Origin of the sequence: Saccharomonospora azurea NA-128 (genome assembly GCF_000231055.2) — a bacterium.
Lineage (GTDB): Bacteria > Actinomycetota > Actinomycetes > Mycobacteriales > Pseudonocardiaceae > Saccharomonospora > Saccharomonospora azurea.
In genome coordinates this window covers 3,490,359-3,506,111 of record NZ_CM001466.1, presented here as the reverse complement: position 1 = coordinate 3,506,111, position 15,753 = coordinate 3,490,359, and the positions used below count along the sequence as shown (strand labels likewise).

General features: G+C 70.6%; 15 protein-coding genes. 4 read left to right on the top strand and 11 right to left on the bottom strand.

Features of this window, described 5'->3' with window-relative positions:
• The first annotated feature begins 50 nt into the window (after positions 1 to 50).
• Positions 51 to 989, top strand: a complete 939-nt coding sequence (locus SACAZDRAFT_RS16125) for a LysR family transcriptional regulator (RefSeq protein ID WP_005443452.1) — start codon at positions 51 to 53, stop codon at positions 987 to 989.
• A 15-nt stretch (positions 990 to 1,004) separates the two neighbouring features.
• On the opposite strand, the gene SACAZDRAFT_RS16120 is transcribed toward SACAZDRAFT_RS16125, so the two are convergent.
• From SACAZDRAFT_RS16120 to SACAZDRAFT_RS16100, 6 genes are all read right to left on the bottom strand, one after another.
• Entirely contained in the window at positions 1,005 to 1,631 is a 627-nt protein-coding gene (locus SACAZDRAFT_RS16120) for a GyrI-like domain-containing protein (protein ID WP_005443450.1), read from the bottom strand.
• A gap of 43 nt (positions 1,632 to 1,674) precedes the next feature.
• Positions 1,675 to 2,091, bottom strand: a complete 417-nt coding sequence (locus SACAZDRAFT_RS16115) for a PIN domain-containing protein (RefSeq protein WP_005443448.1) — start codon at positions 2,089 to 2,091, stop codon at positions 1,675 to 1,677.
• Positions 2,091 to 2,366: a ribbon-helix-helix protein, CopG family gene (locus tag SACAZDRAFT_RS22575; protein ID WP_082245315.1), complete on the bottom strand. Its 276-nt coding sequence runs from the start codon at positions 2,364 to 2,366 to the stop codon at positions 2,091 to 2,093. Before SACAZDRAFT_RS22575 ends, SACAZDRAFT_RS16115 begins: the two co-directional genes overlap by 1 nt.
• A 59-nt stretch (positions 2,367 to 2,425) precedes the next feature.
• A complete protein-coding gene (locus tag SACAZDRAFT_RS16110) occupies positions 2,426 to 2,911 on the bottom strand; it encodes a hypothetical protein (RefSeq protein WP_232286286.1) in 486 nt (161 codons plus the stop codon).
• A 73-nt stretch (positions 2,912 to 2,984) separates the two neighbouring features.
• Positions 2,985 to 3,452 carry a hypothetical protein gene (locus tag SACAZDRAFT_RS16105; protein ID WP_005443444.1) on the bottom strand — a complete coding sequence of 156 codons (468 nt, stop codon included), beginning with the start codon at positions 3,450 to 3,452 and terminating at the stop codon, positions 2,985 to 2,987.
• Between the two features lie 117 nt (positions 3,453 to 3,569).
• Positions 3,570 to 4,793, bottom strand: a complete 1,224-nt coding sequence (locus tag SACAZDRAFT_RS16100; RefSeq protein WP_005443442.1) for an NADP-dependent isocitrate dehydrogenase — start codon at positions 4,791 to 4,793, stop codon at positions 3,570 to 3,572.
• Positions 4,794 to 5,041: 248 nt separating this feature from the next.
• Between SACAZDRAFT_RS16100 and SACAZDRAFT_RS16095 the strand changes: the two genes are divergently transcribed.
• Positions 5,042 to 5,230 (top strand): DUF1918 domain-containing protein, encoded by a 189-nt coding sequence (locus tag SACAZDRAFT_RS16095; protein WP_005443439.1) that lies wholly within the window; start codon positions 5,042 to 5,044, stop codon positions 5,228 to 5,230.
• Positions 5,231 to 5,607: 377 nt separating this feature from the next.
• Positions 5,608 to 6,885, top strand: a complete 1,278-nt coding sequence (locus tag SACAZDRAFT_RS16090) for an MFS transporter (protein ID WP_005443437.1) — start codon at positions 5,608 to 5,610, stop codon at positions 6,883 to 6,885.
• A 55-nt stretch (positions 6,886 to 6,940) separates the two neighbouring features.
• Here SACAZDRAFT_RS16090 and SACAZDRAFT_RS16085 read toward each other — a convergent pair whose 3' ends face one another.
• Genes SACAZDRAFT_RS16085 through SACAZDRAFT_RS16070 form a run of 4 tightly spaced genes read right to left on the bottom strand, consistent with a single transcriptional unit; the run spans position 6,941 to position 9,541 of the window.
• On the bottom strand, positions 6,941 to 7,420 hold the full coding sequence (locus SACAZDRAFT_RS16085) for a GtrA family protein (RefSeq protein ID WP_005443435.1): 480 nt from the start codon (positions 7,418 to 7,420) through the stop codon (positions 6,941 to 6,943).
• 20 nt (positions 7,421 to 7,440) lie between these two features.
• Entirely contained in the window at positions 7,441 to 7,749 is a 309-nt protein-coding gene (locus SACAZDRAFT_RS16080; protein WP_005443434.1) for a DUF3017 domain-containing protein, read from the bottom strand.
• Positions 7,746 to 8,600, bottom strand: a complete 855-nt coding sequence (locus tag SACAZDRAFT_RS16075) for a bifunctional methylenetetrahydrofolate dehydrogenase/methenyltetrahydrofolate cyclohydrolase (protein WP_005443433.1) — start codon at positions 8,598 to 8,600, stop codon at positions 7,746 to 7,748. The genes SACAZDRAFT_RS16080 and SACAZDRAFT_RS16075 overlap by 4 nt, the downstream gene beginning before the upstream one ends.
• Positions 8,597 to 9,541: a DMT family transporter gene (locus SACAZDRAFT_RS16070; RefSeq protein ID WP_005443432.1), complete on the bottom strand. Its 945-nt coding sequence runs from the start codon at positions 9,539 to 9,541 to the stop codon at positions 8,597 to 8,599. Before SACAZDRAFT_RS16070 ends, SACAZDRAFT_RS16075 begins: the two co-directional genes overlap by 4 nt.
• Before the next feature lie 214 nt (positions 9,542 to 9,755).
• Between SACAZDRAFT_RS16070 and SACAZDRAFT_RS16065 the strand changes: the two genes are divergently transcribed.
• Complete coding sequence (locus tag SACAZDRAFT_RS16065; protein ID WP_050983475.1) at positions 9,756 to 12,335, top strand: TNT domain-containing protein; 2,580 nt, start codon at positions 9,756 to 9,758, stop codon at positions 12,333 to 12,335.
• A 17-nt stretch (positions 12,336 to 12,352) separates the two neighbouring features.
• On the opposite strand, the gene SACAZDRAFT_RS16060 is transcribed toward SACAZDRAFT_RS16065, so the two are convergent.
• The gene (locus SACAZDRAFT_RS16060; RefSeq protein ID WP_005443430.1) at positions 12,353 to 15,730 is read right to left on the bottom strand and encodes an error-prone DNA polymerase; all 3,378 of its coding nucleotides are present in this window, start codon (positions 15,728 to 15,730) and stop codon (positions 12,353 to 12,355) included.
• Positions 15,731 to 15,753: the final 23 nt, after the last annotated feature.

Below are 15,753 nucleotides of genomic sequence, written 5' to 3'. Positions count from 1 at the left end.
GCCCTCGGAGGTAGCCTGATGGTGTGTCCGGCGTCACTCGGCCAGGGCGTATGACACTCGGTCAGCTCAGCGCCTTCGTCCTCGTCGCACGACTGGGCTCGGTGACCGGCGCCGCGCGGGCGCTCGGGGTCACCGAACCCGCGGTGTCGCAGGCCCTGGCGGCGCTGCGCCAGCATCACGGCGACCGCCTCCTGGTGCGGTCGGCCCAGGGCATGACGCTCACCCCCGCGGGACGTCGGCTGCTGCCGATCGCGTCGCGCATGGTGGAGCTGGGTGCCGACGCCGACGCGGCCGTGCGACAGGCGAGTGGAGCGCCGGAACCCCTGCGCGTGGCGGTGACGAGCACGGTCGCCGAGTTCGTGATCGGTCCGCTGCTGGAGGCGTTCGGCACGCGCAGCGGCGACACCGTCGACGTCTCGTCGGGCCTGGCCACCACCGAACAGATGGGTGTGCTGGTGAGCCACCGGCTCGCCGACGCCGCGCTCGGCCCGGCGCTGACGGGACCGGAGGTGGACAGCGTCCCCGTGTTCCGCTGCGCGCTCGTGGCGGTCGGCGCCCCGGACCGGCGAGTACAGGGCGATCCGGCGAGTTGGCCCTGGTCGGTGGGTCCGTCGGGCGCGGACCCGGACAGCGACGTGGCCCGGCTGCTGCGGCAGCTGCGGGTTCCGGACACGCGCATCCAGGTGTATCCCAACGAAACCAGTGCGTGGTCGGCCGCGGCGGGCGGCGCGGGCGTGTCGGTGGCCGTGGAACACCTGGTGGCGCCGCTGTTGCGTCGGCGGGAGCTCGCCGTGCTGCCCACCTCGGCCACGCCCGCGCCGGTGTGCTGGCACCTCACCACACCGGCCCGGCAGCGGTGCTCGGCTGCCGCCGCGTCACTGCGCTACTTCCTCGGCACTCCCGCGGCCATGCAGCTCATGCGCTCGCCGGACCGTGGTGTGCCACCGTCGCGCTTCCGCCCGCCGGTGCACGTGACGATCTGGTCGTGAGCCGGGCCCACGACGTCACGTCGCCGGGACGACCGGTTGCCGCAGGATGGTCCGGAGCTTCTCGGGCGCGACCCTGCGGGCGTCGCTGAGGTAGATCTCGTGGTGCCGTCCGGTCAGCGCGAATCCGTGGGCCGGGATGAACTCGTGGTGCATGCGGGCGAGCACGTCGGCCTCGTCGTCGTAGGAGCCGACGTGCAGTGTCTGGACGCAGCGCCCCTCCGACAACGTGTCGAGCCGGACCTCCGACAGCCGCCGTGGACTCCTGGTGGCCGCGACCTGGTCGACCGCCTCGGCGAACGTCTCCCGGTCGATCCAGTCCGGAACCATGATCATGAGCGTCCAGTGCCAGCGTGACTTGTCGCGGGCGCTGGTGAACGCGTCCATGTCGTCGGCCCACCACAGCCCTTCCAGGGGCATGACGACGTGGTCGCGCCCGGCTCGCTTGCTCGCGAACTTCAGCCGGTAGGCCAGCGGGTAGAGCGCCTCGATCGCGTCCACGTAGGCCGGCGAGGTGTTCGGATCACCGTGTCCGTCGATCATCAGGTAACGCAGCTCGGGCACGTCGACGACGCGGAACCGCCCTCGCGGGGCCCGGTAGCAGTCGAGCTCGCGCTTGAAGTCGATCTTGTCTGCGGTGGTCATCGGCGACTCCCGAACGTCGGTGGGCGTGCCACACCCCTCGCCTCTATGGTCCGGTGACTGGTGACAACGCGCGCAGTCCGGCGTCTCGGCACGCCTCGCGCAACCGGTCGTCGTAGGTGACCAGGACGTCCGCGTCGAGCAGAAGTGCCGAGGCGAGGTGGAGTGCGTCGAGCGAGCGAAGCGCCGCGGGCCCGATTCGGCGAGCGAGTCCGACGACCTCGGGACCGATCGGATGCTCGGCGACTCCGGCGAGAGCGTCGTCGACGTGGTTCTCGACGTCCCCGTACGGCGCGTCGTACCGGAAGCGGATCGCCCGGGCGACCTCGACCCAGGCCAGTGACGACGCGACCAGGAGGCACCGATCGGCGTGCCAGTGGTCGATCGCCTCCACGAGGGCGTCGGACTCCGGCTCTACGAAGATCCGTTTGAGCAGTGCGCTGGTGTCGAGATAGACGCGCATCAGAAACGGTCTTCCCGATCCAGGAGATCCAGGCTGCGACGGACTCCCTCGGGAAGGTGGTTCGTTGGGGTCACCCGGCGATATGGCCTGCGTGGGGGATGAACCTTTCCGGTGGTCAGCAGGGGATCGGTTCCACGCGCGGGTTGTTCCGGAACCGAGGCGAGGTAGTTGTCCACGGCAGCACGCACGATCTCCTGTTGGGACCGCCCCGAACGGCGCGCCTCTTCACGGAGTGCTTCCTCCGTCTCGGGTCGAAGTCTCAGGTTCATCGCCATACCGTCGAGGGTACCGGAGTGGCACCATATTGATACCGCTCTCGCGGTCGCCGTAGCGCTCAGGGGTCCTTCGGCGCCTGCCGGCCCCCGAGAACCTCCACGAGCCGATCGGCGTCCGGAGCCCCGATGACCACCGACCGCCCCTCGGTGGCGCGCACCTTCGCAGCCGGTCCCGCCGCGAACAGGAAACCCGCCTCACCTCCGGCGAGCGAGCGGTAGCCGTAGCCTCCGAAGTCCATGGGCGCGGCCCGGGTGAGCTCCACCGACGTGATCTCCGTCAGAGGTATCCGCTTACGGAACCACATCCCGACGGCGAGCGTGAGCTCCTCGTCGTCGACCGTGATCCGGCCCCGCACGTCCACCAAGGGCAGCATGACCAGGGCCACGCCCGTCGCGATGAGCTTGCCCCACACCGGCCCCTCCTGCAGCCAGGCGAACACGGCGCCGACGAGGCAGGCCACGAAGACGACGAACATCAGGCTGTTCAACCACCGTGGTGGAGCGACCGTGGTCTCGTAGCGCATCCCTACCCCCAGCAAGGTCACGTCGTACTGGCGTACAGACAGTCAACACCGATGCGCCGGGCCAGATCGAGTACCGAGCCGCCCCGGCCCGGACTTACGCGTCCCCCGCCGATCGCTCGCTCAACGCCTCCACGAGCCGGTCGGCGTCCGGAGCCGCGACGACGAACGTCCGCCCGTCGCCGAGCACCACCTTCGCCGCCGGACCGGCGACGAAGACGAACCCCACCTCGCCACCGCCGAGCGGACGGTAGCCGTAACCACCGAAGTCGTTCATCGGATCGGCCCGCGTGAGCGTCACCGAGGTGATCTCCGCCAGCGGGAGCCGCTTGCGAAACAACGGCACCACGGCCAACGTGAGGGTGTCCTCGTCCACGGTGATCCGTCCGCGCATCGACACCAGCGGCCACGTCAGCAGGCACACTGCCGTGGTGAGGACCTTCACCCAGAACGGCCCGTCCGCCGGCAGCCACACCGCGACCACGACGCCCAGACTCAGGACGAACACGGCGAACATCAACCGGCTCTGCCACCGCGGCGGCTCCACCGTGGTGTCGTAACGCATCCCGTCACCCCCGGCACGACCTCGACGTCGATGTCGTCGATCCGACGTGGATACGCCGAGGCCCCGACCGGCGACGACCGATCGGGGCCCCGACGTGACTCATGCGCTCTGGTCGCGTCAGCCCTGGGCGACCTTGTCGGCCAGGTTGCGGTCCAGCGTCGCGAGGAACTCCTCGGTGGTCTGGTACGGCGTGTCGCCGCCGACCAGCAGCGCGAGGTCCTTGGTCATCTTGCCGCTCTCGACGGTCTCGATGACGACCTTCTCCAGCGTGTTGGCGAAGCCGACCAGCTCGGAGTTGTTGTCGAGCTTGCCGCGGTGCTCCAGCCCGCGCGTCCACGCGAAGATCGACGCGATCGGGTTGGTGGAGGTGGGCTTGCCCTGCTGGTGCTGGCGGTAGTGGCGGGTCACCGTGCCGTGCGCGGCCTCCGCCTCCACCGTGCGGCCGTCCGGCGTGCGCAGCACCGAGGTCATGAGGCCCAGCGAGCCGAAGCCCTGCGCCACGGTGTCGGACTGCACGTCACCGTCGTAGTTCTTGCAGGCCCACACGTAGCCGCCCTCCCACTTGAGGGAGGCCGCCACCATGTCGTCGATGAGCCGGTGCTCGTAGGTCAGGCCCTTGGCGTCGAAGTCGGCCTTGAACTCGTTGGCGAAGATTTCGGCGAAGACGTCCTTGAACATGCCGTCGTAGGCCTTGAGGATGGTGTTCTTCGTCGACATGTACACCGGCATGCCGCGGTCGAGGCCGTACTGCAGCGACGCGCGCGCGAAGTCCTCGATCGACTTCCGGTAGTTGTACATGCCCATGGCGACACCGCCGCCCTCGGGGAAGTTCGCGACCTCCAGCTCCATGGGCTCGGAGCCGTCCTCGGGCGTGTAGGTGATGGTGACCGTGCCGGGGCCGGGGACCTTGAAGTCGCTGGCCTTGTACTGGTCACCGTGCGCGTGACGGCCGATGATGATCGGCTTCGTCCAGCCGGGTACGAGCCGGGGTACGTTCGAGATGATGATCGGCTCGCGGAACACGACACCGCCGAGGATGTTGCGGATCGTGCCGTTGGGGCTCCGCCACATCTTCTTGAGGCCGAACTCCTCGACGCGGGCCTCGTCGGGGGTGATGGTGGCGCACTTGACGCCCACCCCGTGCTTCTTGATCGCGTTCGCCGCGTCGACCGTGATCTGGTCGTCCGTGCGGTCCCGCTCCTCGATGCCGAGGTCGTAGTACTCGAGGTTGACGTCGAGGTACGGGTGGATGAGCTTGTCCTTGATGAACTTCCAGATGATGCGGGTCATCTCATCGCCGTCGAGTTCGACGACGGTGCCCTCGACCTTGATCTTGGCCATGAGCGGGGACGCTCCTCTCGCGGGTCTTCGCGGTTCGTCGACTTCTAGCGGTACAAGCGTACTGGTAGACGTGCACCACATGGCCGAGCACCGTGGTTACCCAGCGGTAATTTCAGGTTTCTACAGGGATTCACCGTCGAGGCTAGCCGCCGGAGCGCGGGCGCCGGACGCGACGGCCACCTCCCCGCTCGCCGACTCGCCCCTCACCGCCCGCGCTCCTACCCTCGAAGGTGCGGAGGTGGTACGCGATGCAGGCATCCGTGGGAGACAAGATCCTCGTCCACGGCCGGACAGTGGGCGCGGCCGAGCAGGAGGGCGAGATCCTCGAAGTGCGTGGGGAACACGGTGAGCCGCCCTACCTGGTGCGGTTCTCCGACGGCCATGAGGGGCTGATGTTCCCCGGCCCCGACTGTGAAGTCGTGGCCCACGCCGAGTGAGGAGTCACTCCACCCGAGAGCACATCCGAAAGCCCCCCGGATCGTCCGCGACCGGGGGGTTTGCTCTGCCCTGTCCCGGCGTCGTCCCGCCCACCCCTTCTGCACACTGCCTGCAGAAAACCGCGAACGCCGAACCTAAACCTCGCCGTGACCAGGGTCACTCTCATTCGGGATGACACGCGACCGTTATCTGGTTGAAACTGGACGTCGGACAGATCCGGCGACGACGAAGTCAGGGGCCTTCCAAGGCGAGCCCAGCGAGCCTGACCCCGCCGGATCTTTTCTTTTCGCGTGGCTCTTGATCGATCCAGTACGCCGCGCATTCCCCGATTCCCCCCGTACCGACCCAGTCTTCTACTACCCCCGAAGGGAGCCTCGTGCCCATCGCGCTGCTCGCGCTCGCGATCGGTGCCTTCGGCATCGGTACCACCGAATTCGTCATGATGGGTGTGCTGCCCGAGATCGCGGGCGACCTCGGCATCTCCATCCCCGCCGCCGGCAACTTCATCACCGCGTACGCCCTGGGCGTCGTGGTCGGCGCACCGCTGCTCACCGCCGTCGCGGTGCGGCTGTCGCGCAAGACGATGCTGCTGGCGATGATGGGTGTGTTCACCCTCAGCAACGCCCTGTTCGCCTTCTCCCCCAACCCCACGACGGGCATGCTGTTCCGATTCCTCGCCGGCCTCCCCCACGGCGCGTTCTTCGGAGCGGGAGCCGTCGTCGCGGCCACCCTCGCCGGCCCCAAGCGCAGGGCCAAGGCCGTGTCGATGATGTTCCTCGGCCTGACGTTGGCCAACGTCATCGGCGTGCCGGGCGGCACCTTCCTCGGCCAGCAGTTCGGCTGGCGGGCCACGTTCGGCGTCGTCGCACTGATCGGTGTCGTGGCACTCGCCGCGATCGCCAAGCTGGTCCCCCACCAGCACCAGACGACCAACACCTCCCTGCGCGGCGAACTCGGCGCGTTCCGCAAGCCCCAGGTGTGGTTCGCGCTCGCGATCGTCACGTTCGGCCTCGGCGGCGGGTTCGCCAGCCTGAGCTACGTCTCCCCCGTGCTCACGGACGTGTCGGGCTACGACCCCACCAGCGTCACGCTCCTGCTGTCGCTGGCGGGTCTCGGCATGACCGTGGGCAACGTGCTCGGTGGCCGGCTCGCCGACCGCTTCCCCCTGCCCGGCCTGTACGGCGCGATGACCGCCCTGGCCGTCGTGCTCCTCGCGTTCACCGTCACGGCGGACAGCAAGATCGGCGCCGCCGTCACGCTGTTCCTCGTCGGCATGACCTCGTTCATGGTCGGCCCGATGATGCAGGCCCGGATCATGGAGAAGGCCGGTGGCGCGCAGTCGATGGTGTCCGCCGCCGTGCAGTCGGCGTTCAACATCGCCAACTCGATCGGCGCCTACCTCGGAGGCCTCGCCATCGCCGGTGGCTTCGGCCTCGTCTCCCCGAACGTGGTGGGTGCCGTGCTCGCCGTCGTCGGCCTCACGCTGACGATCGCGTCCAGCATCTACGACCGCAAGCGGACCCCCGATCCCGCGCCCGTGGTCGAGATCGGCGCCGAGACCGGCGAGGACGACAGCACGGTCGACGCGGTCGACGCGGTCGACGCCGAGCCCGCGCTCCCCGCGCAGGACCGACCCGAACCCGTCCCGGCGTGAGACCCCCGCTCACGTCGTGAACCGCCCGCCAAGGGGCGTTTCGGCCATTCCCCCGTCATGGCCGAGACGCCCCTTGTGGCGTATCCGGGGCCGGCGAGCCCGCCGGCACGGCACTCGGGAAGACCCAGCGGCGGAACGCCCAGAACCGCCACACCATCGCCAACGCCACCCCCAGCACCGAACCGCTGACGAAGTCGGCCACCTCCTGCGTCAGCAGATCGACATGGGGGCGTTGCAGGCCGACGACGTAACGCGACAGGTACAGCGGAGTCACGTTGACGACGAGCGCCGCCGCGCTGACGGCGAAGAACAACGCCGCCTCGTGGGGACGCTGCCGACCGCCGCGTTCCCGGAACGACCACTCGCGGTTCAGGACGTACGACACGATCGTCGCCACGAGAATCCCGACGCCCTTGGCCGTCGTCGGGTGCTCCACCAGCACCGTGAGTTTCAGCAGGTACCAGACGGCGTTGTCCACGACGAACGTCAACGCCCCCACCGTGGCGAACCGGCCGAGCTCGGCCCTCCTCGACACCGGCGCCGTCCCGGGCCCACTCAACGCAGCGGGCCGCCGGTGATCGTCAGCGCGACGAAGAGGATCACCAGCCCCAGGCCCGCGTAACTCAGCACGTCGACGGTGCGCGTGCGGATGGTCAGCAACGCCAGGTTGCGGTGCGCGAGGGCCGCCCGCAGCACCGCGGCCACGAGCAACGCTCCACCGATCAGCACCGCGCCCTCGCGCCAGTGGTACATCGCGATGCGCAGCAGGCCGAACGCGACGAGCGCGAGGACGACGGCGAACGGCACGTACTCCAGCACCGCGCTCGCCTTGCGGGGTTTGCGGGTCTCCACGGCGATACTCACGACCGGGCGGCGCGCTCGGCGGCCTCGACGACGTTCGACACCAACATCGCTCGCGTCATCGGACCCACACCGCCGGGGTTCGGGGCGACGAAGCCCGCGACCTCCTCGACACCAGGCGCCACGTCGCCGGTGAGCTTGCCGTCGACCCGGGACACACCCACGTCGAGCACGGCGGCTCCAGGCTTGATCAGGTCGGGTGTGATGAGGCCCGGCGATCCGGCCGCCGCCACGACGACGTCCGCCCGCCGCACCTCGGCCGCGAGGTCCCGCGTCCCCGTGTGGCACAACGTCACGGTGGCGTTCACGTCGCGGCGGGTCAGCAGCAGGCCCAGCGTCCGGCCCACGGTGATGCCGCGGCCGACGACGGTCACCTGCGCGCCCCGCAACGGCACGTCGTGGCGGCGCAGCAACTCGATGATCCCCAGCGGCGTGCACGGCAGGAAGCCCGGCTCGTTCAGCACGAGCCTGCCCAGGCTGAGCGGCGCGAGCCCGTCGGCGTCCTTGGCCGGGTCGATGCGGTCGAGCGCGGCGCCCTCGTCCAGGTGCTTCGGCAACGGCAGCTGCACGATGTAGCCGCTGCACGCGGGGTCGGCGTTCAGGTCGTCGATGACGGCGTGCAGGTCGCTCTGCGTGATGTCGGCGGGCAGATCCCGGCGGATCGAGTTGATCCCGACCTTCGCGCAGTCGGCGTGCTTCATCTTCACGTACGCGTGGGAGCCGGGGTCGTCCCCGACGAGCACGGTCGCCAGACCGGGCGTGCGTCCCTGCTCGGTGAGGGCGGACACCCGCGGTGCCAGCTCCTCGAAGATCGCGTCCTTGGTCGCCCTGCCGTCGAGAATCGTCGCCGTCACGGCGCCGATTCTTCCAAAGAGCCCCCGCCGCCGCGTCGACCGCCCACGGTCGCGACCACCACGGCGACGAGCGCCACCCCACAACCGATCAGGGTCGCCGGGCTGATGGCACCCTCCGTCGCCGGAACCACGAGGTCGAGCACCACCGACCCCAGAAGCTGTCCCGTCACCGAGGCGAGGCCGAACAGCAGCACGCCGGTCCACGCCACCAGCACCGACGCCACCGCGATGAACACCACGCCCACCACCCCGCCCAGGTACAGCACCGGCTCGGCCGGCAGCTCCTCCGGCAGCGAGCGCGCAGACGTCGCCAGCGACACGCCCCACAGCACCACGAGCGCCGCGGTCCCGGCCGTGAAGTTCACCAGCGTCGCGGTGAACGGACTGCCGGCAACCTCCCCCACCCGACCGTTGAAGGCCTGCTGCACCGCCATGCCCACCCCCGCGACCATGGGCAGCACCAGCACCCACACGCGGTCGGCCTCGGCGTCGAGGAACGCACCGCCCACGCCGATGCCCACCGCCACCACCATCAGCGCCGCCCCCAGCACCCGAGGCCAGGTGATCGCGCGCGCCCCCGCGGGCCCCAGCCCGAACCGGTCCACCGCGAGACTGCTCACGGTCTGACCCGCCACGACGCCGACCGTGAACATGGCGACACCGATCAGCACCACCGTCACGGACTGGCCGAGCACGTACGTGGCGCCCGCGAGGCCGCCGAGGAAATGCCACGGCCGCAGGGCACGGGTGCGCAGCGCGGCCCGCGCCCGGCCCAAACCCGCACGCATCCGCGCCGAGACCAGGGCGGCGGCGACGAGCAGCACGAGTCCGCTGCCGAAGGAGATCACCGCGGCGAGGACTGCGTCATCGAGTCGACGGCCGAGCTCGCCGTTGATCCGGCTCTGCGCCGCCATGCCGACGCCCGCGACGACGGCGATCATCAGCCCCAGGAACTCCCGGCGCCTGCCACCCGATCGGAATGAGACGTCCGGGGCCTCGCCCGACGTCGAACGGGCACGTTCTGTAGCCATTGCGCCCCATTGTTGGTTGCTGTCTCATTCCGAGGTTGCTTCATTCCGATGAAATGTGGCGCTCCGCACTCGGCGAACCGACGGAAGGACCGTAGATTGCCCGAAGGACCGCGATGATGTGCACATGTGTCGTGCATCCGCGGCGTTCATTAGCCAAGATGTTGGCGTGGCTCTACCGACCCAGCTGAACGCAACCGAGCAGGACACCCTGGTCAAGCAGATCGGCCTTTCCTTGTTGCGGGCCGCCCCGCGCGACTGGCACCAGGTGACCGTCGAGTACCGCGCCGTGGGGAGGTACCACGAACTCACCGGGGAAGTCACACTCGCCGACGGAACCACCCAGGAGTGGGTTGCGACCCACGACATCGCCAGCCTGTTCGGCCGTCTGCGCTCCGGCATGTACCGCGAGGGGCGCGGAACCTGGTTCAACGCCCGCTACCAGCTCGACCACCCGTCGAGCTACAACCTCGAGTACGACCGGGAAGAGCCCGCCTGGGATCTGGCGCCGCCGCCCCAGGCCTACGCCGACGAGCTGCGCATGTTCCCCCGTTCCGAGGAGAACGTGCCCGACTGGCTCATGCGCCGGATGGCGGGCCTCGGCCCCGAACGCCCGGGCCCGCGGTTCCGGATGGCCCGGATCTTCGACGGCCCGGGTGCGGGTGGCAGGCCCGCGGTGAACCGTCCGGAGCTGGACGTCGAAGAGCAGGACCGGGTGCTCGACTACCTCGACAGCGCGCCCGTGGTGGTGCCCGGCCGGGGATACGACCTCGACCGGCTCGCGGCGAACCCCGAGAGCACCGTGCCGATCGCCTTCCACAGCGACGGCACGTGGATCTGGCCCGCCGCCGTCAACTACTACCTGCGCGAATACGGCATCCCGCCCGAGCCGGAGCTCGTGCAGCACATCCGCTCGAACGGGTTCGGCATCCCCGACGTGCCCGACGCGGTGCGCCAGGCGGCGGCCGCGCACGTCTCGCGCGGGGCCCCGCCTCCGCAGCAGCGGCCCATGCCGCCCGCACCCGAACCGGACGAGCCCGGGGAGCAGGCCGGTCCCGGCCCGGCCGCGCAGGCGGAGCAGCGCCCCGAACCGCAGCAGTCGTACGACGCCGGACCTCCCGAGACCGACGCCGAGCAGACCCAGCTCGCGGCGCCCGTCCGCGCGCCGCAGCAGGAGTTCGACGGTGACCGTCGCGAGTCCGACGAACCCGACGAGCGGCACTTCCAGGAGGCCGACGCCGAGCGCACGCGTATCGCCGCCCCACCGCAGTTCGCCGAGGACGCGGCGGCGCCGGAGGACGCCCGTTACGAGGACGAGCGGTACGACGAGGACACCTACGCCGAGCAGCCGTACGACCGGCGCTACGAGCAGGACTACGACGAGGACTACGAGCAGGGTCGCCGCGAGCGGTACGACGAGGGCCACCCCGACGACCAGGCCTACGAGGACGGCGCCTACCACGGACGCGAGGCCTACGAGCAGCCCTACGACGACGCGTACGACGAACGCGAGCACCCCGAGCACCCGGCGGAACACCCGGCCGACGCCGCGACGACGTTCACGCCCGCACCGCTGCTCGACGACGGACCGCCCACCACGATCACACCGGCGGCCCAGGCCACCCCCGCCCCGCCGGCAGCACCCGCACAGCCCAGGGCTGGTGCCCCCGAGCCCGAACGTGAGCGGCGTGCGCCCGAGCCGATCGCACAGCAGCACACCGACGAGCAGCCCTCCCCCGCCCCCGACTACGACGAGGGACCGCCCACGGAGTACTCCGCGGGCCCGCTGGTCTACGACGAGCCCGCGCTCGAAGACCTCCAGGACCGGCTGAACGAACTGGGCGTTCCGGGCACCTCCTATCGCATCGGTGAACCGGCCGAACGGGGTTGGGCGCTGGAGGAGGCCGCCGAGGGCTGGCGCGTCGGCTGGTATGACGACAAGCAGTTGACGAGCCCGGCCGTGTTCGGCGACGTCGAGGACGCGGCGGCGTTCATGCTGGGCAAGCTTTTGCTCGCGCCCGAGGGCGTCGCGCAGGAGGCGCCGCACCCGCAACCGCGGCCGGACAGCGGCACGCTGTCCCCGCAGGCCGCTCCGCCGCCGCCGGAGCGTCAGGCACCGCAGCGGATCACCGCGACCCTCCCGCCCGACGTGGCCACCGGCGCGCGGCCTCCGGCTCCGCCGGAGCCGTACGGCGAGCAGCGTGTGCCCACCCCGCCGCGAGACGAGCCGCGTCGCCCGCAGCCGGCACAGCCGGTGCCACCGGCTCCACCGGCGCAGAGCACGCCTCCCGCCCCACGCGAGACGAGCTCCTCGTCGAGCACGCCCGGCGGCCAGGGCTCCAAGGGCGGCCAGCAGTGGCCGATCCAGCCCCTGCCCGGTGAGCCGCCCCTCACGCTCTTCCGCGGCAAGGAGATGCGGGAACTGCCCGTGGGCAGCGAGCTCGACCGCTTCGGCGGCCCGAACGGCAACCTGACCTATGCCGCGGGCACACCGTTCGAGGAGCGTTCGCTGGTGCCGGAGTGGGTCAACCGGCCCTACCACGTGTACCGCGTGCAGCGGCCCATCCGCGTGCTCGCGGGCGTCGCCATCCCGTGGTTCAACCAGCCCGGCGGTGGTGCGGCGTACCTGCTGCCCGCGTCGGTGGAGGACCTGCTCGCCGACGGCGACCTGATCGAGCTGGAGCCCAGCGACCCACCGGTGGACTGACCTGGACGCCGACGGCGTCACCGGAAGTTCCGGGACGTCGTCGGCACTCCCAGGGACAGCCGTTGGAGCCGGTCGGCCCGCAGGCTCACGACCCCGTCGGCACGTTCGACGACACCGCGCACCAACAGGGCCGGGCTGGCTCGTGCGACCCGGTGGTAGCGCTGCCACAGTCCGGCCGTGCAGACGACGTTGACCATGCCGGTCTCGTCCTCCAGGTTGAGGAACGTGATGCCGCCCGCCGTCCCCGGACGCTGGCGGTGGGTCACCGCACCGCCCACCAGGACCCTCGTGCCGCTGTCGACCTGCTGCAACCGCTCGGCGGGCACCGCCCCGAGCGCGTCGAGCCGGTCCCGGACGAACTCCGTCGGGAAGCTGTCCGGAGACAGTCCGGTGGCCCACACGTCGGCGACGGCGACCTCGAGAGCGTCCATCCCCGGCAGCACGGGAGCCGACGCACCGGGATTGCCGGGGAGTTTCTCCGGCCGCTCCTGCGCCACCGCGCCGGCCGCCCACAGCGCCGCGCGCCGGTCCGGCCCGAGAGATTCGAACGCACCCGCCGTGGCCAGTGCCTCCACCTGCGGGGTGGTCAACCGGACCCGCCGCGCCACGTCGGTCATGTCGCGAAACGGCCCGTGCCGTTGCCGCTCGGCCACCAACTCCTCCGCCGGACCGTCACCGAGGGAACGCACCACGGCCAGCCCGAGCCGCACGGCGTGCCCCGTCCCGTCCTCGACCGGCTCCAACGTGGCGTGGGCCAGGCTCGCGTTCACGTCCGGACCGCGCACCGTCACACCGTGTCGGCGGGCGTCGGCCACCAGCGACTGCGGTGAGTAGAACCCCATCGGCTGTGCTCGCAGCAGTCCGGCCAGGAACGCGTCGGGGTGGTAGCGCTTGAAGTAGGCGCTCGCGAACACCAGGTAGGCGAAGCTCAACGCATGGCTCTCGGGGAAGCCGTAGCTCGCGAAGGCCTTCATCTTCCGGAAGATGCGTTCGGCCAGTTCGTGATCCACGCCGTTGCGGGCCGCGCCCTCGTAAAAGCGCTGCCGCAGCCGTTCCATCTTCCGGCCCGACCGCTTCGACCCCATCGCGTGCCGCAGTTCGTCGGCCTCCGCCGCCGTGAAGTCGGCGACGTCGATCGCGATCTGCATCAGCTGCTCCTGGAACAACGGCACCCCGAGCGTCTTGTCGAGCGCGTTCTTCAACAGCGGATGGTCGTGCTCCCAGGACTCCTTACCGGTGTAGCGGCGGATGTACGGATGCACCGAACCGCCCTGGATCGGGCCCGGACGGATCAACGCCACCTCGACGGCGAGGTCGTAGAACGTCTTCGGCGCCAACCGGGGCAGGGTCGCGAGCTGCGCGCGGCTCTCCACCTGGAACACGCCGATGGCGTCGGCCTTGCGCAACATGGCGTAGACCTCGCCGTCCTCCAGGTCCAGATCGGCGAGATCGACGTGCTCGCCCTTGTGCTCGGCGACGAGGTCCACCATGTAGTGCAGCGCGGACAGCATTCCCAGCCCGAGCAGGTCGAACTTCACCAACCCGACCGACGCGCAGTCGTCCTTCTCCCACTGCAGCACGCTGCGGCCCGGCATCCTGGCCCACTCCACCGGGCACACCTCGCTCACCGGACGGTCGCAGATCACCATGCCCCCGGAGTGGATGCCGAGGTGGCGGGGGAAGTCCTCCAGCGCCGCCGCGAGTTCGAGCACGTTCTCGGGGACGTCGTGCTCGGTGGGGCTGTGCACGTGCCGCAGCGGGCCCCAGCGGTCGATCTGCTTGCTCCAGGCGTCCTGCTGGCCCGGTGAGTGGCCGAGCGCGCGCGCCGCGTCCCGCACCGCCGAACGGGCCCGGTACGTGATCACGTTGGCCACCTGCGCGGTGCGCAGCCTGCCGTGCTTGGCGTAGACGTACTGGATGACCTTCTCGCGCTGGTCGGACTCGATGTCCAGGTCGATGTCCGGGTAGCCGTCCCGGTCGGGGGCGAGGAACCGTTCGAACAGCAGTTTCCACCGCACCGGGTCGACCTTGGTGATGCCCAGCGCGTAACAGACCGCGGAGTTCGCCGCCGACCCCCGGCCCTGGCACAGGATGTCGTGGCGGCGGCAGAACTGGACGATGTCCCACACGATCAGGAAGTAGCCGGGGAACCCGAGTCGTTCGATCACGTCCAGCTCGTGCTCCAGCTGCCGGTAGGCCTCGGGGTTGCGTTCGCGCGGCCCGTACCGCTCCGCGGCGCCCTCGAACGTGCACGTCCGCAGGAAACTCGCCTCGTCGTGCCCCTCGGGGACGTCGAACGGCGGCAGGTCCGGTGCGACGAGGTGGAGTTCGAAGGCGCATTCCGTCCCGAGCAGGGCCGCCCGCTGCACCGCCCCCGGATAGCGGGCGAACCGCCGCGCCATCTCCGCGCCCGAGCGCAGGTGGGCCGTGGGACCGGACGGCAGCCAGCCCTCCAGCTCGTCGAGCCCGCGTCGAGCGCGGATCGCGGCCAGCGTCTGGGCGAGGTATCCGCGCTGCGGCGTGGCGTAGTGCACCACGTTGGTGGCCACGGTCGGCAGTCCGAGCTCGGCGGCGAGCCCCGCCAGAACGTCGTTGTGGGTGCTGTCCAGCGGTTGCCCGTGGTCGATCAGCTCCACGTACACGTCGTCGCGGCCGAACCGGTCGACGAGCGCCCGCAGCCGTGCCGCGGCCGCGTCGGGGCCACCGTCGACGAGCGCCCTGCGCACCGCCCCCTTCCGGCACCCGGTGAGCACCACGCACCGGCCCGCGACCTCGTCGGCCACGGCGTCGAGGTCGTACACCGGCCGTCCCTTCTCCGCTCGGTCCTTCGACCTCCGGGAACCACCGGCGTCACCGCCCTCACCGTCGAGGTCGTGACCGGCGAGCTGGCCTGCCGTCACCGCCCGGCACAGGCTCGCGTACCCGTCCTGCCCCTTCGCCAACAGCAGCAGATGCTCCCCCTCGGGGTCGGCGACTCCGTTCTGCGGCGCGGACAACCCCAGGCTGAGCTCGGTACCGAACACCGTGCGCATGCCCACCTCACGCGCGGCCTCGGCGAACCGTGCCACGCCGTACATGCCGTCGTGGTCGGTGAGGGCGACGGCATCGAGCCCCAGCCGCGCCGCCTCCTCCACGAGCTCCTCGGGATGGCTCGCGCCGTCGAGGAAACTGAAGTTCGAGTGGCAGTGCAGCTCCGCGTACGGCACCCGCGTGGCCGCCCCGGTGTCGTCGGAGCCGCGCAGCGTCGTCAGCTCGACGGGGCGCACGTACTCCTGCCGCCGCCGAGTCCAGGCGGGACTGTCGTTGCCGTCACCGAGGTGGTCGGAGGGTTCGATCCGCCCCGACAGCGCGCGTTCGAGCTCTCTCCACGGCACCGGCGGGTTGTTCCAGCCCATGTCCTGTCCTCACATCGTCGATC